General features: G+C 70.7%; 17 protein-coding genes. 6 read left to right on the top strand and 11 right to left on the bottom strand.

The window, feature by feature from the left end; translation table 11 throughout:
• The first annotated feature begins 30 nt into the window (after positions 1 to 30).
• Both OG251_RS29885 and OG251_RS29890 read left to right on the top strand, forming a co-directional pair.
• Complete coding sequence (locus OG251_RS29885; protein ID WP_326680003.1) at positions 31 to 987, top strand: bifunctional riboflavin kinase/FAD synthetase; 957 nt, start codon at positions 31 to 33, stop codon at positions 985 to 987.
• Positions 988 to 1,087: 100 nt separating this feature from the next.
• Positions 1,088 to 2,260 carry an XdhC family protein gene (locus tag OG251_RS29890; RefSeq protein WP_326680004.1) on the top strand — a complete coding sequence of 391 codons (1,173 nt, stop codon included), beginning with the start codon at positions 1,088 to 1,090 and terminating at the stop codon, positions 2,258 to 2,260.
• Between the two features lie 85 nt (positions 2,261 to 2,345).
• Here OG251_RS29890 and OG251_RS29895 read toward each other — a convergent pair whose 3' ends face one another.
• The 8 genes from OG251_RS29895 to eccE form a co-directional block, all read right to left on the bottom strand.
• Positions 2,346 to 3,344, bottom strand: coding sequence for an ABC transporter ATP-binding protein (locus OG251_RS29895; RefSeq protein ID WP_326680005.1), 999 nt, complete (start codon positions 3,342 to 3,344; stop codon positions 2,346 to 2,348).
• Positions 3,341 to 4,507 carry an ABC transporter ATP-binding protein gene (locus OG251_RS29900; protein ID WP_326680006.1) on the bottom strand — a complete coding sequence of 389 codons (1,167 nt, stop codon included), beginning with the start codon at positions 4,505 to 4,507 and terminating at the stop codon, positions 3,341 to 3,343. The genes OG251_RS29895 and OG251_RS29900 overlap by 4 nt, the downstream gene beginning before the upstream one ends.
• Positions 4,504 to 5,424, bottom strand: a complete 921-nt coding sequence (locus OG251_RS29905) for an ABC transporter permease (protein WP_326680007.1) — start codon at positions 5,422 to 5,424, stop codon at positions 4,504 to 4,506. The genes OG251_RS29900 and OG251_RS29905 overlap by 4 nt, the downstream gene beginning before the upstream one ends.
• Entirely contained in the window at positions 5,421 to 6,512 is a 1,092-nt protein-coding gene (locus OG251_RS29910) for an ABC transporter permease (RefSeq protein WP_326680008.1), read from the bottom strand. Before OG251_RS29910 ends, OG251_RS29905 begins: the two co-directional genes overlap by 4 nt.
• Before the next feature lie 3 nt (positions 6,513 to 6,515).
• Positions 6,516 to 8,393, bottom strand: a complete 1,878-nt coding sequence (locus OG251_RS29915) for an ABC transporter substrate-binding protein (RefSeq protein ID WP_326680009.1) — start codon at positions 8,391 to 8,393, stop codon at positions 6,516 to 6,518.
• Positions 8,394 to 8,591: 198 nt separating this feature from the next.
• Entirely contained in the window at positions 8,592 to 11,540 is a 2,949-nt protein-coding gene (locus OG251_RS29920) for an SCO5717 family growth-regulating ATPase (protein WP_326680010.1), read from the bottom strand.
• A 377-nt stretch (positions 11,541 to 11,917) separates the two neighbouring features.
• Positions 11,918 to 12,640 carry a hypothetical protein gene (locus tag OG251_RS29925; RefSeq protein ID WP_326680011.1) on the bottom strand — a complete coding sequence of 241 codons (723 nt, stop codon included), beginning with the start codon at positions 12,638 to 12,640 and terminating at the stop codon, positions 11,918 to 11,920.
• Positions 12,640 to 14,001 (bottom strand): type VII secretion protein EccE, encoded by a 1,362-nt coding sequence (gene eccE / locus OG251_RS29930; protein WP_442818436.1) that lies wholly within the window; start codon positions 13,999 to 14,001, stop codon positions 12,640 to 12,642. The genes OG251_RS29925 and eccE overlap by 1 nt, the downstream gene beginning before the upstream one ends.
• Positions 14,002 to 14,227: 226 nt before the next feature.
• Between eccE and eccB the strand changes: the two genes are divergently transcribed.
• From eccB to OG251_RS29950, 4 genes are all read left to right on the top strand, one after another.
• Positions 14,228 to 15,772, top strand: a complete 1,545-nt coding sequence (eccB, locus tag OG251_RS29935; protein WP_326680013.1) for a type VII secretion protein EccB — start codon at positions 14,228 to 14,230, stop codon at positions 15,770 to 15,772.
• A gap of 46 nt (positions 15,773 to 15,818) precedes the next feature.
• The gene (mycP, locus tag OG251_RS29940; protein WP_326680014.1) at positions 15,819 to 17,048 is read left to right on the top strand and encodes a type VII secretion-associated serine protease mycosin; all 1,230 of its coding nucleotides are present in this window, start codon (positions 15,819 to 15,821) and stop codon (positions 17,046 to 17,048) included.
• A gap of 259 nt (positions 17,049 to 17,307) precedes the next feature.
• Complete coding sequence (locus tag OG251_RS29945) at positions 17,308 to 17,658, top strand: WXG100 family type VII secretion target (RefSeq protein WP_073726642.1); 351 nt, start codon at positions 17,308 to 17,310, stop codon at positions 17,656 to 17,658.
• A 52-nt stretch (positions 17,659 to 17,710) separates the two neighbouring features.
• A complete protein-coding gene (locus OG251_RS29950; protein WP_073726640.1) occupies positions 17,711 to 18,016 on the top strand; it encodes a WXG100 family type VII secretion target in 306 nt (101 codons plus the stop codon).
• A 117-nt stretch (positions 18,017 to 18,133) separates the two neighbouring features.
• Here OG251_RS29950 and OG251_RS29955 read toward each other — a convergent pair whose 3' ends face one another.
• The 3 genes from OG251_RS29955 to OG251_RS29965 form a co-directional block, all read right to left on the bottom strand.
• Positions 18,134 to 18,367: a DUF397 domain-containing protein gene (locus OG251_RS29955; protein WP_326680015.1), complete on the bottom strand. Its 234-nt coding sequence runs from the start codon at positions 18,365 to 18,367 to the stop codon at positions 18,134 to 18,136.
• Between the two features lie 93 nt (positions 18,368 to 18,460).
• Positions 18,461 to 19,477: a hypothetical protein gene (locus OG251_RS29960; RefSeq protein ID WP_326680017.1), complete on the bottom strand. Its 1,017-nt coding sequence runs from the start codon at positions 19,475 to 19,477 to the stop codon at positions 18,461 to 18,463.
• 3 nt (positions 19,478 to 19,480) lie between these two features.
• Positions 19,481 to 21,772, bottom strand: coding sequence for a hypothetical protein (locus OG251_RS29965; RefSeq protein WP_326680018.1), 2,292 nt, complete (start codon positions 21,770 to 21,772; stop codon positions 19,481 to 19,483).
• Positions 21,773 to 21,798: the final 26 nt, after the last annotated feature.

Genomic DNA, 21,798 nt, shown 5'->3' on the forward strand with positions numbered 1-21,798 from the left:
GTACACAGGTTCGGGCGAGGAGCGGTCACAGTGCAGCGCTGGCGTGGCTTGGAGGACATCCCCCAGGACTGGGGACGCAGCGTCGTCACCATCGGCTCCTACGACGGTGTGCACCGCGGACACCAGCTGATCATCGGCCGGGCCGTGGAACGGGCGCGCGAGCTGGGCGTTCCGTCCGTCGTCGTGACCTTCGACCCGCATCCCAGCGAGGTCGTCCGCCCCGGCAGCCACCCGCCGCTGCTCGCCCCGCACCACAGGCGTGCCGAGCTGATGGCGGAGCTGGGCGTGGACGCGGTGCTGATCCTGCCGTTCACGACCGAGTTCTCGAAGCTGTCGCCCACCGACTTCATCGTGAAGGTGCTGGTCGACAAGTTGCACGCACAGGCCGTCATCGAGGGGCCGAACTTCCGTTTCGGCCACAAGGCGGCGGGGAACGTGGCGCTGCTCACCGAGCTGGGCGCCACCTATGACTACACCGTCGAGGTCATCGACCTCTATGTGAGCGGTGCGGCGGGCGGCGGTCAGCCGTTCTCCTCCACGCTCACCCGCCGTCTGGTCGCCGAGGGCGACGTGGCGGGCGCCGCCGAGATCCTCGGCCGGCCGCACCGGGTCGAGGGCATCGTGGTCCGCGGCGCGCAGCGCGGCCGTGAGCTGGGTTTCCCCACGGCGAACGTGGAGACCCTGCCGCACACCGCGATCCCCGCCGACGGCGTCTACGCGGGCTGGCTGCACGTGAACGGTGAGGCGATGCCCGCCGCGATCTCCGTGGGCACGAACCCGCAGTTCGACGCCACCGAGCGGACCGTCGAGGCGTACGCGATCGACCGGGTGGGCCTGGATCTGTACGGGCTGCACGTGGCCGTGGACTTCCTCGCGTACGTACGCGGCATGCTGAAGTTCGACTCGGTCGACGACCTCCTGGTGGCGATGGCCGCCGACGTGAAGCGTTGCAGCGAGCTGATCGTGGCGTACGGCCGCACCGTCTGACCGCGCGTACGACCACACCGCCCGACCGCGCGCACGACCGCACCGCCCGCCCCCGTCCCGTCGTCGCGCGTTCCGCCGCCGGGCGGCGGATGCTGGCAGGGTGCGTGACATCCTTCCCGAACTCCGCGAGTGGCACACGGCCGGTACGCCCTTCGCCCTGGCGACCGTGGTGGCCGTCCACGGCAGTGCGCCCCGTGCGCCCGGCGCCGTGATGGCGGTGAGCGCCGACGGCGCGGTGCTGGGCAGTGTGTCCGGGGGCTGCGTCGAGAGCGATGTGTTCGAGGTGGCCGGTGAGGTGCTCGCCTCGGGCCGCCCACAGCTGCGGTCGTACGGGATCAGCGACGACGAGGCCCTCGGTGTCGGTCTGACCTGCGGCGGCTCGATCGAGGTCCTGGTGCGGGCCTGTGTCCCGGCCGCCGACCGGGACCGGCTGCGGGAGGTCATGGACCTGGTGGCCGCCCACGAGCCGGTGGCCGTGGCCACGCTCCTGCCGCGAGCCACCCCCGGCGGGACCTCGGACGCGGCGCCGGGCGAGGCCGGGGCGCCCGCGGCCACCCTGGTGGTCCTGGAGGACCGTACGGCGGGCTCCCTCGGCGCCGAGGGGCTCGACGCGGCCGTCACCGACGACGCCCGCGGACTGCTGGCCCAGGGTGTGACCGGGGTGCAGCGGTACGGGGCGCACGGTCAGCGCCGGATGCAGGAGGTGTCCGTCTTCGTCCAGACGTACGCCCCGCCGCCCCGCATGCTCGTCTTCGGCGCCATCGACCACGCCGCGGCCACCGCGCGGATCGGCTCGTTCCTGGGCTACCGGGTCACGGTCTGCGACGCCCGGCCGGCCTTCGCCACCCGGGAACGCTTCCCGGCCGCCGACGAGGTCGTCCGCGCCTGGCCGCACACCTATCTGGAATCGACCACCGTCGACGCCCGCACGGTGATCTGTGTGCTCACGCACGACCCGAAGTTCGATGTCCCCCTGCTGATCGCCGCGTTGCGGACGCCGGCCGCGTACATCGGGGTCATGGGCAGCCGCCGTACCCACCTCGACCGGACCGCCCGGCTGCGCGAGGCCGGGGTGGGCGAGGCGGAACTGGCCCGCCTCGCCTCACCCGTCGGCCTCGATCTCGGCGGCCGTACTCCCCAGGAGACGGCGGTCTCCATCGCCGCCGAGATCATCCAGCACCGCTGGGGCGGCACCGGCCGCCCGCTGGGCGAGCTGGCGGGCGCCATCCACCACGCAGCCCCGGACGGCCCGGACGGCCCGGACGGCTCGTGAGGCCCGTACGACCGCTGGAAAGTGCGCCCGTGCGCCGGTCGGGCCGGGCACTCCCCGGCAGCGCCGTCACGCCGGGCGCACCCGGTCAGGCCGTGGACGCCGTCTTCGAGCCCGCCGCGGCCCAGTGGCACGCCACCTGGGTGGCTGCGCCCCCGTCGAGGACCGGCAGATCCTTCGTACGGCACGCGTCCGCCACCCCCGCCCGTTCGGCCTCTCCCGAGGCGAGGACCTGGCAGCGGACGTGGAACCGGCAGCCCGACGGCACCCTGGACGGGTCCGGCGGCTCACCGGTCAGAATCACCGGCTCGCCCTCCGCCTCCGGCAGCACGGACAACAGGGCCTTGGTGTACGGATGCTGAGGGGCGGTCAGTATCTTCTCCACCGCGCCCGTCTCGACGATCCGGCCCAGGTACATCACCGCCACCCGGTCCGCGATGTTCCACGCCAGCCCCAGATCGTGTGTGACGACCAGCGCGGAGAGCCCCAGTTCGTCGCGCAGCCGCAGCAGCAGGGCCAGGATCTCGCCGCGCACCGACGCGTCCAGCGAGGCCACCGGCTCGTCGGCGACGATCAGTTCGGGTTCCAGGACGAGGGCGCCCGCGATGACGACGCGCTGGCGCTGACCGCCGGACAGCTCGTGCGGGTAGCGCAGGAAGAACCGCTCGGGCGGCCGCAGTCCCGCCCGGGACAGCGCCTCGGCCACCGCGGCCCGCTCGTCACCGGCGTACCCGTGGATGCGCAGCCCCTCCGCCACCGCGTCGTACACCGTGTGCCGGGGGTTGAGCGAGCCGCTGGGGTCCTGAAGGACCAGCTGCACCCGCTTGCGGTACGCCTTGAGCGCGCGGCCCGAGTACGCGAGCGGTGAGCCGCCGAACGTGACCCGGCCGGAGCTGGGCGGTACCAGGCCCAGCAGGGAGCGGGCCAGGGTCGTCTTGCCGCAGCCCGACTCGCCGACCAGCGCGACGATCTCGCCGGGCCGGATGTCCAGGTCGACGCCGTCCACCGCACGCGCGGTGGCCGCTCCGCGCCTGCCGGGGAAGGTGACCTTCAGCGCCTCGGCGCTGAGCAGGGGGGTGATGGTCATGTCGTGCTCCCGACTTCCTCGGCTCCGGGCAGGCCGGAGTCCGTACCCGGCGCCGCGGACTCGGCCCCGGGCGGGCCCAACGGCGCCGCGGACTCGGTACCCGGCACGCCCAACGGCGCCGCGGACTCGGTACCCGCCAGGCCCAACGGCACCACGACGGCACCCGGTTCCACCAGCACACAGGCCGCCCGCCGCCCGTCCCCGGCGTCCCGCAGCTCCTGGTCCGCGGTGGCGCAGGATTCCAGCGCGACCGGGCACCGGGGATGGAACGTACAGCCGGACGGCAGCGCCGCCGGGTCCGGCGGGTCGCCCGGCAGCCCGCGCGGGGCGTGCCGGGAGGCGAGGTCGCCGATCCTGGGGAACGCGGCCGACAGGGCCTTGCCGTACGGGTGCCGGGCGTTCTCGTACACCTGCTTGGCCGGGCCCTCCTCGACGACCCGGCCCGCGTACATCACGGCCAGCCGGTCACAGGTGTCGGAGAGCACCGCCAGGTCGTGGCTGATCATGATCAGCCCGAGGTCCTGTTCGGCGACGAGCTGTTCGATCAGCCGCAGGATCTGCGCCTGGATCATCACGTCGAGCGCGGTGGTCGGCTCGTCGGCGACGATCAGGCGCGGGTCGCAGGCCAGCGCCATGGCGATCATGACGCGCTGGCGCTGACCGCCGGAGAGCTCGTGCGGATACGCCTGCGCACGGGCCGCCGGCAGCCCCACCTGCTCCAGCAGCTCACCGGCCCGCTTCCTGGCCGCCGCGGCGGTGGACTTCTTGTGCAGCAGGATCGGCTCGGCGATCTGGTCCCCGACCCGGTGCACGGCGTTGAGCGAGTGCATCGCGCCCTGGAAGACGATCGACGCCCCGGCCCAGCGCACCGCCCGCAGCCGGCCCCACTTCATGGTGAGGATGTCCTCCCCGTCCAGCAGGATCTCGCCGGACAGGGAGGCCGAGGCGGGCAGCAGCCGCAGCAGGGCGAGCGCCAGCGTCGACTTCCCGCAGCCCGACTCCCCGGCGATGCCGAGCTTCTGGCCCGCCTCGACGCGCAGATCGATGCCGCGCACGGCGGGCACGGCCGAGGCCCCGGAGCCGTAGGTGACCCGCAGGTCCCGTACGTCGAGCAGCGGCTGCCCGGTCGTGGGCTTCGTCGTGATGGTGGTCGTGGCGGTCAACGGGTCACCCCCAGCTTGGGGTTGAGCACGGTCTCGATGGTGCGGCCGCACAGCGTGAACGCGAGGGCGACGACCGCGATGGCGAGTCCGGGCGGGGCGAGGTACCACCAGTTGCCGGAGCTGACGGCACCGGCCTCACGGGCGTCCTGGAGCAGCCCGCCCCAGGAGACGATCGTGGGATCGCTGAGCCCGAGGAAGGCGAGGGTCGCCTCGGTGAGGATGGCGGTGGAGATGACCAGCGTGGTCTGGGCGAGCACCAGCGGCATCACATTGGGCAGCACATGGCGGGACATGATGTGTCCGTGGCCGCCGCCGAGCGCCTTGGAACGCTCGATGTACGGCCGGGACTCGACGGACAGCGTCTGCGCCCGCACCAGCCGGGCGGTCGTCGGCCAGGTCGTCACGCCGATCGCCAGGATCGTCGTCCAGATGGACCGCGACAGGACCGTGGCCAGCGCGATGGCGAGGACCAGGGTCGGCATCACCAGGAACCAGTCGGTGATCCGCATGATGACGGTCCCGTACCAGCCCTTGAAGTGTCCCGCCGTGATCCCGACCAGAGTCCCGATGGCCACCGACAGGAACGCCGCGAGCAGTCCGACGGTCAGCGAGACCCTCGTTCCCCACACCAGCAGTGCGAGCAGGCTGCGCCCGAACTGGTCGGTGCCCAGCGGGAACTGCCCGCTCGGTGACTCCAGGGGGCCGCCCGGCGCCTGGGTGACGCTCTGCGAGCCGGCACCCACCAGCAACGGGGCGGCCAGCGCGACCAGGGCGATCACGGCGAGGACGGCCAGGCCGACGAGGCCCGCCCGGTGGCCGCGGTACTGCTGCCAGAAGGCGGCCGCCGCCCGGCGTCTGCGGGCCCGGCCGAGCGCGCGCGGGCTGCCGTTCTGCACGGCATCGGTCGAAGTCGTCATCGGCCCACCCGGGGATCGAGCAGCGGATAGATCACATCGGCGAGCGTGTTCATGATGATCACCGCGGCGGCGAAGACGAAGAACAGCGCCTGCACCAACGGCAGATCGGGCACGCTCAGTGCCTGGTAGAAGAGCCCGCCGAGCCCCGGCCAGGAGAACACGGTCTCCACCAGGATGGCACCCGCGACCGTCGTGCCCAGGTTCACGAAGAGCAGGGTCACGGTCGGCAGCATCGCGTTGGGCACGGCATGGCGGCGGCGTACGAGGTCGTCGCGCAGCCCCTTGGCGCGGGCCGTCGTCAGATAGTCGCTGCCCATCTCGTCGAGCAGCGAGGAGCGCATCACCAGCAGGGTGCGCGCGTACTCGACGGCGACGAGCGTGATGACCGGCAGCACCATGTGGTGGGCGACATCGAGGACGTAGTCGAAGCCGCTCGTGTTGCCGGACTCCATGCCACCGGTCGGGAAGAGCCCGGGGATCGGGCCGATGCCCACCGACAGCGTGATGATCAGGAGCAGGCCGAGCCAGAACGACGGCACGGAGTAGAGGGTCAGCGCGAGGGCCGTGTGGGCACGGTCCCCGACGGAGCCGCTGCGCCAGGCGGACCGGGCGCCCAGCCAGACGCCGATCACCGTGTAGAGAACGAAGGCGGTGCCGGTGAGCAGCAGCGTCGCGGGCAGCGCCTCGCTGATCTTGTCGATGACGGGCGCGCGGAACTGGTACGACGTACCGAAGTCCCCGGTGAGCGCCTTGCCGCAGTACTCGGTGAACTGCTGCCAGAGCGGCAGGTCGAGGCCGAACTCGCGGCGCATCGCGGCGATCTGCTCCGTGGAGACCTGCCGGCCGCCGGTCATCTGCTTGACCGGGTCGCCGGGAATCAGCCGGAACAGGAAGAAGCTCGTGACGAGCACGGCGAACAGCGAGACGGCCGCGCCGACCAGCTTGCCCGCCACATAGCGGAGATAGGCGGCCGTGCTGCGGGACCGCGGACCGCGGGCCGACGGCCCGGCCGGAGCCGGGCCGTCGGATTCCGCACTGTCCACGCCCGCCGCGCCCTTCACGAGCGCGGGAGTGCTTTCTGTGCTCATGGACTATTCACGGTCTTCCGCGGTGGAACGACGACGCATGGCGAACAGCAGTCCGCCACCGGCGAGGACGACGACGGCGACACCGACACCGACGAGCACTCCGGTGGAGCTGCCACCGGAGTCGTCGGAGCCGGCGGAGGCGGCATCGGCCGGAACCGCCGACCACCAGCTCCAGTAACCGTCCTGGCCGTAGATGTTGCCGGCGTCCGAGGGCATCGTCGTGATCGACTCGATCTGGTCGGTGCGGTACGCCTCGACCGCGTTCGGGTACGCCATGACGTTCATGTACCCCGTGTCGTACAGCCGCGACTCCATCTGCTTGACGAGAGCGGCGCGCTTGCCCGTGTCGTACTCGACGTTCTGCTTCTTGTAGAGCTCGTCGAACTGCTTGTCGCAGATGAAGTTGTCGGTCGCGGCCGACTCCTTCGGCTTGGACGGCAGCGCGGCGCAGGTGTGGATCGACATCACGAAGTCGGGGTCCGGGTTGACGGACCAGCCGTCGAAGGCGAGGTCGTACTCACCGGCGTACCAGGGGTCGGAGACGTTGTCGATGCAGTCGACCTTCAGGCCGACACCGAGGTCGCCCCACCACTCCTGGAGGTACTTGCCGACCGCCTTGTCGTTCGGGTCGGTGGCGTGGCACAGGATGCGGAAGTCGAGCGGCTTGCCGTCCTTGCCGACGCGTTTGCCGTCGCTGTTCTTCTTGTAGCCGGCCTCGTCGAGGGTGCTCGCGGCCTTCGCCGGGTCGTACGCCAGTTCCTGATCGGCGGCGGGCTTCCAGAAGTAGTCGGAGAAGCGCGGCGGGATGTAGCCCTCACCCTCCACGGCGTGGCCCTGGAAGACCTTGTCGATGATGGTCGCGCGGTCGACGGCCATGAAGAGCGCCTGACGGACCTTCTGGTCGAGCAGGGCGGGGTGGCCGTCGCCGAACTTCTCGCCGTCCTTGGTGCGGGCGCCCGGGTTGACGGCCAGCGCGTAGAACCGCCTGCCCGGCGCGTCGTTCACCTTGATGTCGGGGGCGTTCTTGAGGGACGCCGACTGCGCGGGCGTCAGACTGGGACTGCCCGCGACGAAGGAGACCTCACCCTTGCGCAGGGCGGCGACGGCCGCGTCCTGGTCCTTGTAGTAACGGAAGACGATCTCGTCGAACTTCGGCGAACCGCGCCAGAAGTCCTTGTTGGCCTTCAGCTTCACATAGCTGTCGACCTTGTAGTCCGTGAGGATGAACGGCCCGTTCCCGACGATCGGGAACTCCGTGTCGTTGTTGAACTTGGAGAAGTCGGAGACCTTCTCCCAGACGTGCTTCGGGACGATCGGCACATCGAGCGCGGCCATCGTGGCCTGCGGCTGCTTCAGCTGGATGACCAGCTTGTCCGCACTGGGCGCGGTCACCTTCTCGAAGTTGGCGACGAAGTTGCCGTTGGCCGTGGCGGCGCCCTCGTCGGTCATCATCTTGTTGAAGGTCCACGCGGCGTCCTCGGCGGTGGCCTGGTGACCGTCGGACCACTTCGAGTCCGACCGGATCGTGTACGTCCAGGTCAACTTGTCCGCGGACGGCTCCCACTTGGTGGCGAGCCCCGGGATCGCGTGGTTGTCCTTGGGGTCGTAGTTGGTCAGGTAGTCGTACATGAGCCGGTAGACGCTCGTGCTGACCAGGCGCTGGGCGAGGAACGGACTCAGGGAGTCGACGCTCTGCGCGACCGCGACCGTGAGCGTCGTCCTGCCGCTGTCGGCGGCCTGCGCCTGCGGGGGCGCGGGTGTGAGGGGATTCCCGGGAACTACCGATCCGGCGGCGAGCGCCAGTGCGGCGGCGCCGGAGGCCAGAAGAACGCGCATGCGGCGGCGTGGCCGGGAGGAGCGTGGTGGAACTCTTGTGACCATGGGACGTGGACCTCGCGTCATGACTCGCTCGGGGAAGGCGGGTAGAGCTCTGGTTCGCCAGCTGGTGAAGCGAAGGTTTATCAGCGGTGGCCGAGTCGCGTCAACGGTCCGCCAAACCGCGTGTGGGCTGCGGGAATACGCGCAGGGCCCGCACCGTGGGAACGGTGCGGGCCCTCATTGGTTTAGACCTCTACTGCCCTACTGCTGGGGCGCCGGCGGTGGCTGCGGAGGAGTCTGCTGCCAGCCCGCGGGCGGTACGGGGCCCTGCAGTTCGCTCTGACCACCGGGCTGTCCGGCCGGCGGGGGCGGACCGGCCGGGCTCGTGCCCGACTGGGCCTGCGAGGGCAGCGACTGCTGCTGCCAGCCGTTCTGCTGCCAGTTCTGCTGGGCGCCGGGGCCCGGCTGAGGGGGATACGGCTGCTGCGGGGGCTGCTGCTGAGGGGCTTGAGGTCCCCCGTACGGCGGCTGCCCGCCATAGGGCTGTTGGGGGTACGGCTGCCCCGGCTGCGGCTGCTGCGGCGGGTAGGGCTGCTGTCCCGGCGCGGGCTGTCCCGGCTGGTGCTGACCGGGCATCGGCTGACCCGGCATGGGCTGACCGGGCTGCTGCTGTCCGGGCATCGGCGGGGCGAACTGCGGCGGCATGGAGCCGTCCGACGTCCACAGCCCCTGCTGCTGCTGGGCGCGCGAGAAGTCCTCGGCGACCATCGCGGAGAGGTGGAAGTACGCCTCGCGGGTCTTGGGCCGCATCATGTCGAGGTCGACCTCGGCGCCCGCGGACAGATGCTCGTCGAACGGTACGACGACGACGCCCCGGCAGCGCGTCTCGAAGTGCTGCACGATGTCGTCGACCTTGATCATCTTGCCGGTCTCGCGAACCCCGGAGATGACCGTGATCGAACGCTGCACCAGATCCGCGTAGCCGTGCGCGGACAGCCAGTCGAGCGTGGTCGACGCGCTGGACGCGCCGTCGACGGACGGCGTCGAGATGATGATCAGCTGGTCGGCGAGGTCCAGCACTCCCCGCATCGCGCTGTAGAGGAGACCGGTGCCCGAGTCGGTGAGGATGATCGGGTACTGCTTGCCGAGCACCTCGATCGCGCGCCGGTAGTCCTCGTCGTTGAACGTCGTGGAGACCGCCGGGTCCACGTCATTGGCGATGATCTCCAGACCGGAGGGCGCCTGCGAGGTGAACCGGCGGATGTCCATGTACGAGTTGAGGTACGGGATCGCCTGCACCAGGTCACGGATGGTGGCCCCGGTCTCGCGGCGCACCCGGCGGCCGAGGGTGCCGGCGTCCGGGTTGGCGTCGATGGCGAGGATCTTGTCCTGCCGCTCGGTCGCCAGCGTCGAGCCCAGCGCGGTCGTCGTGGTGGTCTTGCCGACACCGCCCTTGAGGCTGATGACGGCGATCCGGTAGCAGGACAGCACCGGAGTGCGGATCAGCTCCAGCTTGCGCTGACGCTCGATCTCCTCCTTCTTGCCGCCCAGCTTGAAGCGGGACACCCCGGACGGAGTACGGCTGCTCTTGGCCTTCTGTTTGCCCCGGACCAGGCGGTCGGAGGAGAGCTCGACGGCGGCCGTGTAACCGAGCGGTGCGCCGGGCACGGAACGCTCGCGCTGGTCATGGGTGACCGGCGTGGGCCAGGCGGTGCCGGTACGCGGGTCGACGGGCGGAGCCGGCGGACCGGGCTGCTGGGGTGCCTGCTGCTGCGGAGCCTGCTGCTGGGCAGGGAGGTGCTGCTGCGGCTGGTACGGCTCCGGCGGCTGCGGTGCCGTCGGAGCGATCGGCGCGGGCAGGTTGGGCGAGCTCTGCCCCGGCTGCTGCGCGGGGAGCGGGGCGGCCCCCTGGGCGGGGAACGAGGGGTGGGGCGCCTGCGGTGCCTGAGGTGCCTGAGGTGCTTGGGGGAACCCGTATCCGCCCTGCTGCTGCGGGAATCCGTACCCGCCGCCGGCCTGCGGGGCCTGTGGCGGCAGCGGTGCGCCCTGGCCGGGGAACTGCTGGAACTGCTGGTGCTGCGGGGGCTGCTGATGCTGCGGGAGCTGCTGGGGTGCCTGCTGCTGCGCCGGGAGGTGCTGGTGCGGCTGCGGTGCCTGGTGGGCCTGCGGTGCCTGGTGGGCCTGCGGTGCCTGGTGGGGTACCTGGGCCGGCTGCGCTGTCTGGGCGGGCTGGGGGAATCCGTATCCGCCGGGCGCCTCGTTCGCGGGTACCGGGGAGGGCCACTGCGCCGCGGACTGCGGTGCGGTGGGCTGCGGTGCCGCGGGCTGGAAGGCGGGCGGCAGCGGCGGCAGGGCGCCAGGGGCGGGCGGTGCGGGGGACCACGGCGCCGGAGCGGCGGCCTGCGGTACGTCCTGGGGCACCGCGTCCGTCACGGCGAGCGGGTGCGCGTCGGCGGGCGCCGTCGGGTCCGTCACGGCCGGGGCCTCGTCCGCCGGGGCGTCGGGGCTGCCGGCGCTCGCGGACTCCTCCGTGCCCCCGGCGCTCCCGAGGTCGTCGGCCACCGCGTCGGTATCCGTACCCGAGTCGGGGGCGTTCTCGTCGCGGTCCGCCGCGCTCGTCGCGTCCGGCGCCCCGTTCTCCCGGGCACCGGCCTCGGCGGCCTCATGCGTACCGCTGTCGGGAGCACCGCCGTCCGGCCCGGAGCCACCGGTGTCCGGTGACGGGGCGGCCGCCGCCTCGCGCTCCGCGATCTCCCGCTTCAGCGCGGCCGGGGAGAACCGCATCGTCGTGCCGCTCTCCAGATCACCGCCCCCGGCCTCCTCGGAAGGTGCCGGCGCGGGCACCGGCGCGGCAGGAGGCGCGGCCTCGGGAGACGGCGCCGACGCGGGCGGCACCGGAGAAGCGGGCGCAGGAGACGCGGGCGCCGCAGGAGACGGCGCCGGAGCGGGCGGTGCGGGCGCCCAGTTGGGGTCGAAGCCACCCGCGGCCGGCGGTCCCGGTACGGAGACCGGCGCCCCGTGGGGCGGTGGAGGCGGCGCCAGATGCGAACCGGAACCGCCCGACGAATCCCCCGTCGCGTTCTGCGTGTACCAGGCGGGCGGGGTGTAGTCGATGGTGAACTCACCCGTCATCTCGGCGGGATCCGCGTCGGACGACTCGTCGACGGGCGTGTTCCATCCCCCGCGGATCTCGTCCCGATCGCCGTTCACTTTGCCTCCTGGTGTGGTCGAGCACCCGTGTGCCGTGGGGGGTGGGGGTGTCCGTTCCCGGCGTTCGTTCCGCCCGGCTCTCCCCCTGGGACGCGCAATGCCTGTCCGCAGGTTCTGCTGCCACGCCCGGACCCACCCTAATCGCCATCGGGCTCTCTACGGCAGGCCGTAGGGCAAGGCAAGGTCCGTCCCGTACGTCACCCGCCCTTCCCGAGTGAACGGGAAGGGATACGGGGCACGAACCGAAAGGGGTACGAATGCGGAACGTTCCGTGCAAGTCGATCGCGTGAACCCACGCCGTGCCGTGCTGTGCCAGGCCATCCGGCGAGTCATGACGCGGCGCATCACCGCACAACACGGCACATCACGACCGGATATCAGTCCATCCGGCGGGCGCTGCCCAGCAGTCCGGTCTCGGCATCGGTCGCCTGCGTCATCACGAACTGCCGGTCCCGGTCCGTGCACCACAGCGTGACGCCGTCGGCCAGCGTGGACAGCGCCTGCGCCTCGGCGGGCTGCAGATTCATGATCCTGCCGATCTGCGCCGCTTCGTCCGGGGACACCCGCTGGACGCCGACGAGCGCCGACTTCTCCATCAGCCGCGGTGCCACCGGGCTGAGATAGGGCAGCAGTGTCACCACGGACTGCCAGGGCCCCGACACCACCCGGCCGCGCGGCGGCCGCATCCCGCAGTCACGCACCACGACGACCGGCGAACCGGCCGACGCGCCCTGCGGCGGCACCCGTCCCACATCGTGCAGCGAGACGCAGGGCTGCCCGCCGCCCGCCGCCTGGGCGAGCCCGGTCCAGGCCTGGGCCCGGCCGGTCTCCACCGCGATCCGTGCTCCGGTCGCGGCGGCGCGCAGCGCCAGTACCTGTGCCGTCCACAGCCCGCCGATCAGCGTGACCTCGTACGGAGTGGGCCGGTTGATGCCCAGTACCGCCGGGCGTCCTTCGGCGTCGACCCCGATCACCGTGCCGTCGTCACCGACCGGCAGGCCGAGCGAGGCCAGTTCGTCGAAGGAGATGGCGTGCCGGCCGCGGCGCGGACCGATGAGCCCGAAACCCAGCCGGGTCCGATTGCCGGTAGAGGTGGACATCAGCGGGTACCTCCGAGCGGCAGGGTGGCCAGCACGCCGGGCAGCTGTTCACGGTCCAGCCGTACCAGCGCCGTCTTCACACCGCGCGCGGTGCGCTCCAACTCATGGCGGGCGCCCAGGAGTTCCTCGTCGCTGCGGCCCGTGATCCGGATATGTCCGGTGACCGAGACCTCCGAGCGGTCCCCGTGCCCGAGCGTCAGGCTGAATGTGGTGGCCAGCGCCGGGATCGAGGTGAGCAGGGCCACCAGCTGCGGCATCGACGCACCTCCGCCGCCCAGCTGCGGCCAGCGGCCCACCCAGTAGGTGGTGTGCCGCCGGTCGTCGCAGCGCCAGGTGCGCGAGGTCTCCTCGGTGCGCCGTCCGGGCGTCTCCGCCCGGCTCGCCTGGGCCATCGCCAGCGGGCTGACACACGCCGATGTCGCGACGGCCGACGTCAGCTCCTGCTCGGTGAGCACCGTCGCCCGGAATCCGGCCCCGGTCAGCCGGCTGGCCAGCTGATCGGCGGCCCGCACCACGCACTTCTGGGCGCCGACGATTCCGCCGCCCCGCGCCTGGACGGCCTCCGGGCACAGTTCCGGGTCCAGTTTGAGCGCGATCCAGGTGATCCGGAGCGCCGGAGAGCCCGTCTGGGCCTGCAGCGGTGCGTAGTTGCGCGCGGCGACGGACTGCTGCGGCAGATGCGGCGCGGGCGCGGGCTGGGTGTGCTGGACGATCTGCGCGGACTCCAGCCGGATGCCGTCGACCTCCAGCACGTCCCTTACGAGCGTCAGGGGCAGCGGATGCGCCGACCGGTCGGGCCGCAGTGCCGTGGCGTCCGATTCGACCTGGACGAGCGCCGTGACGAACGTACCGTCACCGATCATGCCGACCGGCCGCCGGTCGCGGTCGCTGAAGGAGTACGTGCGCAGCGCCGGGTCGCACTCGACGGCGGGCGCGAGACCGGGCTCGGTGTCCGGGGGCAGCACGAGTGCGGCGGCCCGTCGGGTGCGGGCCCGCAGCGCGAAGACCGTGCCCAGCCATTCCGGCAGCGAGCGGCGGTGTCTGCGGACCACGGCGAGCACCACCAGCAGCGCGGCGAGCACTCCGGCGGGGGCGAGCAGCAACGGCTCGATCACCCAGGCGGCGAGCAGCAGCGCTGCGGCGATTTCGATCAGTACGAACTGTTGCAATCGGAACGAACCGAAGTGTCCGGCACGTCCGTTCAGTCGTGGTGCGGCCGGTCCGCCGGACCCCGCGGGGGCACCGGAGGACCTTCGGGACGAGGAGCGCGAACCCCTGCGCGAGGCCGGTGGCTCCCCTGCTCCGGGAGCCCCGGAAGGCCCCCCGTTCCCGGCCGGACGTGTCCGCGTCGCGGAAGCCATCATTCCGGCATTCCCCCGTTCATAAGGCCCCAACTCAACCCGATCGCCCCTGTACCACCGGGGGCTTGGAGGCTGGATCACCCTACCCGCCCCACGGGCACTCGCCTTCAGCAGGCATAGTAGGGGGCCGGTCCGGCACCAGGGTCCGGCATCGGGGGTCCGGCACGGCGGCAGGGGTGTGTCCGCTCCTGGGCCGCGCGGGGAGACACGGGAGACAGACAGACTCATGGCATCACGGCGGGATGAGCTCAACGCGTACACCTTTGCGAAGAAGCGCACGGTCGCGGCATTCCTCCAACCGTCGCCCACGGGAACCGAGGAGGGCGCCCCGCGGCCGTTGCGGGCGGTCCTCCCGAGCCTGATCGTCGGTGCGCTGATCCTCGCGGGATTCGGGGCCTGGGGCATGTTCAAGCCCACGGCACCCAAGGACTGGGACAAGCCGGGCACCAAGGTGATCGTCGGCAAGAGTTCCACCACCCGCTACGTGGTTCTCCCCACGGGCAAGGGCAAGAACAGGAAGAACCTGCTCCACCCGGTCCTCAACCTCGCATCGGCGCGGCTGCTGCTCACTCCGCAGCAGTTCGCCGTGATCCAGGTCTCCGACAAGATCCTGGACAAGGGGCAGCCACCGCGCGGGCCGATCCTCGGCATTCCGTACGCCCCCGACCGGCTGCCCGAGGCGACGGACGCGGGCACCGCCAAGCAGTGGGCCGTCTGCGAACAGCCCGGCGGCAAGGGCAGCACGGTGCAGAAGGCGGCGTTCGTCCTCGCCAAGCGCGACCACAAGCTGACCAGCGGCAAGAAGCAGCTCAGCGGTGGACAGGTGCTGTATGTCCAGGGTCAGGACAGGACCCGCTACCTGGTCGACGCGAGCGGCACGAAGTACCGCGTCAACGAGGTGGCCACGGACAAGGGGCACCTGACCAACGCCCTGGTCGGCAGCAGGCAGCCGCAGTCCGTCACCGACGACTGGCTGGCCACCCTGCACGAGGGCAGCCCCATCGTCTTCCCTCAGATCCCCGGCACGATCGGCGCCCCCGCGCACATCGAGGGCCAGCTGTCCGCCGAGGAGAACAAGGTCGGGATGGTCCTCAAGACCCGTACCGGCGAAGGCACCGCCCACTACGTGGTGCTTGAGGGCGCGGTCCAGCCCATCTCCGAGTTCACCGCCTGGCTGCTGATCAACTCCCCGCAGACGGCCACCCTGAACCTGGCCAGTGAGGCCCGCTCCGCCGACCTCCAGGACTTCGTCCCGGACGCGCGGACCTTCGCCGGACAGGCCCCGCGCTGGCCCGCCCACCGGGCCGAGCAGGTCAACTCGACCGGGGGCGGCGGCAGTCGGGACACCGTCTGCAGTGTGCTGCGCAAGGTCGACGACCGCGGCCGTACGACGCTGAGCACCTGGGCGGGCACCGAATACCCCGCCTCCATCAACGCCGGTGGCACCAGCACCTACGTCACCCCCGGCAGCGGCCTCCTCTACACCCAGGTCCAGGGCAAGCAGACCCGCCCCGACGGTTCGCTCTTCCTGGTCACCGACACCGGGCTGCGGTACGCGGTCCAGGCCAACGGCGACAGCGACGCGAAGCGCTCCGACATCGGCACCGGCGGCCAGCAGACCCAGGACGGCCGCCCCGAGGCCAGTCAGGCCCAGATCCGGCTCGGCTACGAGAAGGTCACCCCCTCGCTCGTACCCATCGAATGGTCGGACTTCCTGTCCAAGGGCCCCCGGCTCGACACCAACAGCGCCCGCCAGCCCCAGGGCTCGTAAGCCACCCGTTCGACAGTCGCTCGCGGGACTCGGGGGAGAGGAACAGATGTTGTACCGGAAGACCGTGCTGTTGACGGCGGCTGCCGCCGCGCTGGCCGTGCTGGCGGGGCCTCAGGCCGCGTACGCCGCCGGGGGTCCCGAAGCGCCGGGCGGCCTCGGGATAGACGGCAGCGGCGAATGCACCTTCCCGATGAAGGAGCAGTTCGAGGGCAGGCCCTGGCCGCTCCAGCGCGTCATGCTCGACGAACTGTGGCAGGACACCAAGGGCAAGGGCGTCCGGATCGCGGTCATCGACACCGGGGTGGACAACGCCAATCCACAGCTGAAGTCCGCCGTGGACACCTCCGCCGGCCGTAATCTGCTCAAGGGCGGCAAGGCGGACGGCACCACCGACGAGGTCGGTCACGGCACCAAGGTCGCCGGCCTCATCGCCGCGCGTCCCGCCAAGGGCACCGGATTCGTCGGGCTGGCGCCCGAGGCCACCATCATCCCGATCCGGCAGAACGACGAGAAGAACAGCGGCAAGGACACCACCATGGCCACCGCGATCGAGCACGCGCTCGCGAAGAAGGCCGACGTCATCAACATCTCCCAGGACACCACCAAGCCGCTGACGCCCGACTCGGCGCTGGGCGTGGCCGTGGCCAAGGCGATCTCCCGGGGCGTCGTCGTCGTCGCCTCTGCGGGCAACGACGGCATGGACGGCAAGCGGAAGAAGACCTACCCGGCCGCCTTCCCCGGTGTCCTCGCCGTCGCCTCCTCCGACCGCAACAACGAACGCGCCGAATTCTCACAGGCCGGTGATTTCGTCGGCGTCGCCGCGCCGGGCGTCGACATCGTCTCCACCGTCCCGGGCTTCGGCCAGTGCACCGACAACGGCACCAGCTTCTCCGCGCCGTACGTCGCCGGAGTCGCCGCCCTCCTGGTCGCCAAGTACCCCGCGTGGACGCCCGCCCAGGTCATCGCCCGCATCGAGCAGACCGCCGAGCGGTCCGTCACCGGCCACGACGACTTCGTCGGCTGGGGCGTCATCGACCCGGTCAGAGCGCTCTCCGGGGACAAGGGCGACATTCCGCAGGAGGCGGCCCGCCCGGACCCGGCACCGCCCAAGGCGCTCGCTCCCGAGCCGGCGCACCTGGCCATGACGGAGACTTCCCAGGAGCGCAGCGAGCGGTACGCCACCTACGCGCTGGCCCTGGCGGCGGTACTGGTCTCCGTGGTGGCGGGCACGGCGACGGTCGTCCGTGATGTCCGGCGACGACGCGTTTTGCGCTGAGAGCGCCGGTGCGTGAAAGAGATCTCTCCTATAAACCGCAGTTGGGGAGAGATGACGAAGTGACTAGGGTGGTAGCAGACTTCACGTGTGTGACGGGGGAACGAGAAGTGGCCGAGTCCGATTCCAGAGCGTGGGAACACCGCCACGCGCTTCTTGGGCCTTGCGCATACCCCACTCCTTATCCGGAGCACACGGGGGCAAGAGGAAGCCTGACCGCGCCCTGCGGACAGGCTCGGGAACTGAGAGATAGGACCTCCGGATGACCAACCCCGCCGCTGGTTTCGGACTCGCCGACGATCCGATCATCCAGGCGAAGAACAAGATCGTCGACACGGCCGATGCGGTGTCCAAGCAGGCCCGTGAACTGGCCGACATCCTGGCGACGGTCAGCGCGGGATGGACGGGTGTCGGTGCCTCGGGATTCACGACTGCGCAGGTCACGATCAACGAGGACCACGACGAGATCCGGCGCCTGCTCCAGGTGCTGCTCAACGCCGTGGGCCAGACCAAGAACCTCAGCAACGCCAACGACGACGAGGTCCGCGCGGCCTTCAACGCGGTGAAGGAGTCGGCGTCCTCCTCCAACACGTCCGGCCTGAACGGCGTCTGAGCCGAACCGCCGCACCCCATACCGCACACGCTGAGCACAGAGGAGAAGACTGATGGCTGGGGACCCGAACACCAAGGTCAGGTACGAGAGCGTCCAGGAGATGGCGAACCGCATCCGTGTGGTGTCGCGCAACATCATCAAGGACCTCGAAGAGATGGACGCCGCCCTCAAGGTCGTCACCGACACCTGGGACGGTGACGCTCACGGCGAGTACGTCAACCTCCAGAGCAAGTACAAGGGCCGTGCCGACCACATGCAGAAGCGGCTGGACCAGGTAGCCAAGATCATCGAGTCCGGCAAGGACAGCTACCGCTCCACCGACGTGAAGGCCTCGCGCTACTTCACCGAGGCGTTCTGACCCACGCGTTCCGGCCCGTACGCCGCCGCGGCGCGAGTGCTGCGGCACATGGGCTCCCACGCACGGCAAGAGGGGCACGCTCCCACCGGAGCGTGCCCCTCTCGCGTTGCGCCACGTCTACTTCAGGTCGAACTCGCCGTCACGGGCGCCCAGCACGAACGCGGTCCACTCGGCCTCCGTGTACCGCAGCACGGTCTCCGGATCCAGCGAGGACCGCATCGCCACGGCCCCGCCCGGCAGATGCGCGATCTCGACGCGCTCCTCCGCCTCCTCCGTACCGGGGGCACTGAGCCACTCCACCCCCGAGATGTCGAGCGCGTACAGCTCGTCCTTCTCCGCTTGCGTGCCCATCAGTTGCCTTTCCTCTCGTGCGGCGGGAACGTGCTCCTCGCCCCGTGCAGGCTATCTCCGCACACCGGCACCGGGGGTGGGGTCGGACCCGGTTCACGGGGTCGTGGCGGAACACCCGAAGCTCTTCCCCGCAGTGGCCACGAAGTCGGCGAAGACAGCCCCGGGGGAGGGGGTGTCAGGCGATTCGAGGGCGGCTGTGTACGTGGGACCGGGCTCCATCGAGAAGTACGTCGGTGTGCCCGAGCAGTCGGCCACCACGTGCCGCCGGTCGAAGCCCGAGACGCGCAGGCCCGCGATCCGTGGCTGCTCCCCGAAGCCGGGGGAGGAGGTGATCGCCTCCAGGACGCGCGGTTCCCGCGTCACGGCGAAGGACGCGTGCCCGCTCACCTCGCAGGCCCAGGTGGGGCCGGTCCGCTCCTGGACCGTCTGGCGTGCCGCTTTCCTTCCCGCAACCGGGCCGGGGAAGGCCAGGCCCTCGATGCCGCACACCGCGTCGGCGGGGACCTTCTGCGCGGCCGGGGCGGCCGGGAGCGTGCCAGGTGCCGTGAGCGGCCGCTCCGGCGCGCACCCCGCCCGTTCCGCCGCCCTGTTCGCCACGTCGGTCAGGAGCCCGGCCAGCGCCGTGGGGTCTGAGCCCTGGGGCGCGTACCCCTCGATGATGGCCGGGGCCGTCTTCGCGCAGCCGACCGGCAGGAGCACCCAGCCGTGGTCCCTGCCCACTCCGCCGGTCGCCGGTCCGGAGAAGAAGGACACCGTGGCAGGAGTGGGCCAGCGGCCGTCCGTGAACGCGAAGTCGCCCCGCTCGTGGGTTCCCGAGATCCTCAGATGCCCCTTCCCCGCCCCGGGCAGGAAGGACGAGGACTCGACGGTGCAGGAGAACTCCCACGCCTCGCCCGTCCGGCCGTCCTGACCGCCCCCGTCGGAGATACGGCCGCCCCCGGACAGCACCGAGTCGGCCCGCGCCGCGGACACGAGGCCCCCGCACAGGTCGTCGCCGGCGAAGAGGTTGGTGTTCAGCCACACATGAAGGGCCGCGAACACGACACCGAGCGCCAGTACCGGAGCGATCCACTTCCACCGGGGTGCCCGGTTGCCCTTGCCTTGCGTCATGTCCTACTTCCTCGTGCGCAGCGCCGAGTACGCGTCTTCGCGCCCCGTGATGTAACTCTGCTTGGCTTCGCCCTTGGCATGGTCGTGCGCGTCCGTGCCCGCGAAGCCTCGTTCGTTCCCCCACGCGTCGAGGAGCTGGTTCGTGCCCGCGATCCCCGCCGAGGTGTTGGTGCTCTCCTTGGCGCGGGCGGCGTCCTCCGCCTCAGCGGCGACGTCCTTCGAGTACTCGTAGGTGGCCGCGTCGACCATGCGCTGGATCGGGTCGCCCACGACCGGGATCTGTGTGAAGAGGCCGCCCACGCCGTGGTACGTGTAGCGCATCTCGTCGTTGAGGTTCCCGATCTTGGTGTCGCGGTCGTCGAGGGTCATGTCGGAGCCGATGGCGTTCATCGCCCCGTACACCTCGCCGACGTGGCGTGCCTTGTTGTCCCAGTCGCCGACGACATTGCCCACCTGCTCCGGCGGAGCGTCCTTCGCGGTAAGGAGGTACTCGGCCGCGTACCGCTTCTCGTTCTCGTACAGCATGTCGTAGACGAGTACGGGCTCGCCGTCGGTCGTCTGCCCGTACGCGGCGTCCGAAACGCCACGCATCACACGCAGAAGGCTGTGCTTGGAATTGGTGATTCCGGACTCGTCGCCGCGGGCGGTGATCGCGTCGCCACCGGTGGGGCTGCCCGGGGCTGTACCGCTGAGGATGGCGTGGGTGTCGACGGTGTAGTCGGACAGTGCTCGGCCGAGGGGCACCTTCAGGTTCTGCGGGATCGTGTCGCCCTTGGAATCCTGGTCCAGGACGCTGATGGTCTCCTGCATCACCCGGGCCTGCGCCTCCGAGTGGTGGCCGAACGAAGCGCCCCCGGCGTTGGGCTCGCGGCCCGTCGTCGCCGCTTCCAGGGCGAGGCCGAGGCCGATCTTTGACGTCGGGTCGTCGAAGGTTGTGATGCCGTAGCCGGTGACGGTGTTCTTCGGCCAGTCGCGAGCGTCGTCACCGCCGCCGAGCAGGTAGGTGAGGTGGTCGTTGGACACCTTGTCGCCGGCCGTGCCGTTGCCCTGCGAGTCGAAGAAGGCGGTGGCGGCGTCCGGGTTCTTGCTCATGACACCGAGGAGGCCATCGATCGGGTCGCTCTCGATGCCCTTGCGACCGCCGCCCCACAGCGTGAAGATGCTGTCCTGCTTCTTCTCGGCGGCGATGAGATCATCTCCCAGCTCGTACAGGAATTGATCGTCGAACTTCGTGTCCGCGTGCTGCATCATGCTGACGAACGACTGGTAGCCGTAGAGCGGCTGGGTGTTCGAGCCGAAGTTCTTGGTGCCGGAGCTGTCGAGCTTGTCCGTCCACTCCCGGTAGAACCTGCCCTCGTCGGATGCCTTCCACCTCTTGAACGCCTCCGATCCGGGCGGTGCGTCCTTGACGCTTCCCGGCACCTGGGTAGCGGTGGCGGCGGAGTTGGCCAGGCCCTTCTGAATCTCCAGGTACTGGTCCTTGTTCTTCTTGTCCGAGTCGTAGGCGCGGTCGTTGAGCTTGTTGTTGACCTTGATCAGTCCGTCCGGGCCCAGCCCGTTGAGAAGCGTCTGGGAGAAGGCCTTGTCGTGCGAGTTGTCCCGCACCGAGCGCTGGAACTCTGCCATGTCGGCCGCGGAGACCTTGTCACCGTTGTTGATACGGGTGGCGATGTCCTTGGTGTTCTCCGCCTCGTACTTCTCCACGTCGCCCTGGGCGTGCGCGTTGAAGCCGGTGCCCAGCGTGTTGTCGTTCCTGTCCCCGTACCCGTCCTTGGTGACGGCCTCCAGCGCGATCTTCACGCCCTGGTCGGCGTCGTCCACCGCCTTGACGCAGTCGTCGATTGCTTTCGACCAGGACGCCACGGATTTGCGGATGCTCTCCGCGTAGTCCGGGTCGTGCCGGGTGGCCGCGAGTTCGCCTTCCGTGAGTTTCGCGTAGTCGTAGGTGACCACGCCACCCTCGGAGATCTTCATGCCCGCCGTGACCGCTGCGGCGCACTGGTTCTCCAGGTTCTTCTTCAGCCGTACGAAGTCGTTGTGCGCGTCCCGCAGCAGTGAGGCTATGGCCTTGGCCTGGGTTTGCGCGGCGGCGTACTCGTAGCGTGTCGCGGCGAAGTTCATCTGCGCGGTGTTCGCGCTCAGCCCGGACCAGGACTGGCCGAGCGTGATGCACTGAACGCTGTCCTTGTACCGGTTCTCGACCTTCTTGATCTCTGCGGCCGCGTCGTCCCACTTGTCCGCGGCCGCGGTCAGCTTGCTCAGGTCGGTCGTCATGACCTCGCTGTAGGTGAGCATGTCTCCCCCTGGTGCTGTGTCTGTCG

The sequence above is a fragment of the Streptomyces sp. NBC_01237 genome (assembly GCF_035917275.1).
Classification (GTDB): domain Bacteria; phylum Actinomycetota; class Actinomycetes; order Streptomycetales; family Streptomycetaceae; genus Streptomyces.

Excerpts from the sequence above, each read along its gene's own strand:
- OG251_RS29895 (WP_326680005.1), bottom strand. The coding sequence starts at position 3,344 with ATGACCATCACCCCCCTGCTCAGCGCCGAGGCGCTGAAGGTCACCTTC.
- OG251_RS29905 (WP_326680007.1), bottom strand. The coding sequence starts at position 5,424 with ATGACGACTTCGACCGATGCCGTGCAGAACGGCAGCCCGCGCGCGCTC.
- OG251_RS29910 (WP_326680008.1), bottom strand. The coding sequence starts at position 6,512 with ATGAGCACAGAAAGCACTCCCGCGCTCGTGAAGGGCGCGGCGGGCGTG.
- OG251_RS29915 (WP_326680009.1), bottom strand. The coding sequence starts at position 8,393 with ATGGTCACAAGAGTTCCACCACGCTCCTCCCGGCCACGCCGCCGCATG.
- OG251_RS29925 (WP_326680011.1), bottom strand. The coding sequence starts at position 12,640 with ATGTCCACCTCTACCGGCAATCGGACCCGGCTGGGTTTCGGGCTCATC.
- eccE (WP_442818436.1), bottom strand. The coding sequence starts at position 14,001 with ATGGCTTCCGCGACGCGGACACGTCCGGCCGGGAACGGGGGGCCTTCC.
- eccB (WP_326680013.1), top strand. The coding sequence starts at position 14,228 with ATGGCATCACGGCGGGATGAGCTCAACGCGTACACCTTTGCGAAGAAG.
- mycP (WP_326680014.1), top strand. The coding sequence starts at position 15,819 with ATGTTGTACCGGAAGACCGTGCTGTTGACGGCGGCTGCCGCCGCGCTG.
- OG251_RS29945 (WP_073726642.1), top strand. The coding sequence starts at position 17,308 with ATGACCAACCCCGCCGCTGGTTTCGGACTCGCCGACGATCCGATCATC.
- OG251_RS29950 (WP_073726640.1), top strand. The coding sequence starts at position 17,711 with ATGGCTGGGGACCCGAACACCAAGGTCAGGTACGAGAGCGTCCAGGAG.
- OG251_RS29955 (WP_326680015.1), bottom strand. The coding sequence starts at position 18,367 with ATGGGCACGCAAGCGGAGAAGGACGAGCTGTACGCGCTCGACATCTCG.
- OG251_RS29960 (WP_326680017.1), bottom strand. The coding sequence starts at position 19,477 with ATGACGCAAGGCAAGGGCAACCGGGCACCCCGGTGGAAGTGGATCGCT.
- OG251_RS29965 (WP_326680018.1), bottom strand. The coding sequence starts at position 21,772 with ATGCTCACCTACAGCGAGGTCATGACGACCGACCTGAGCAAGCTGACC.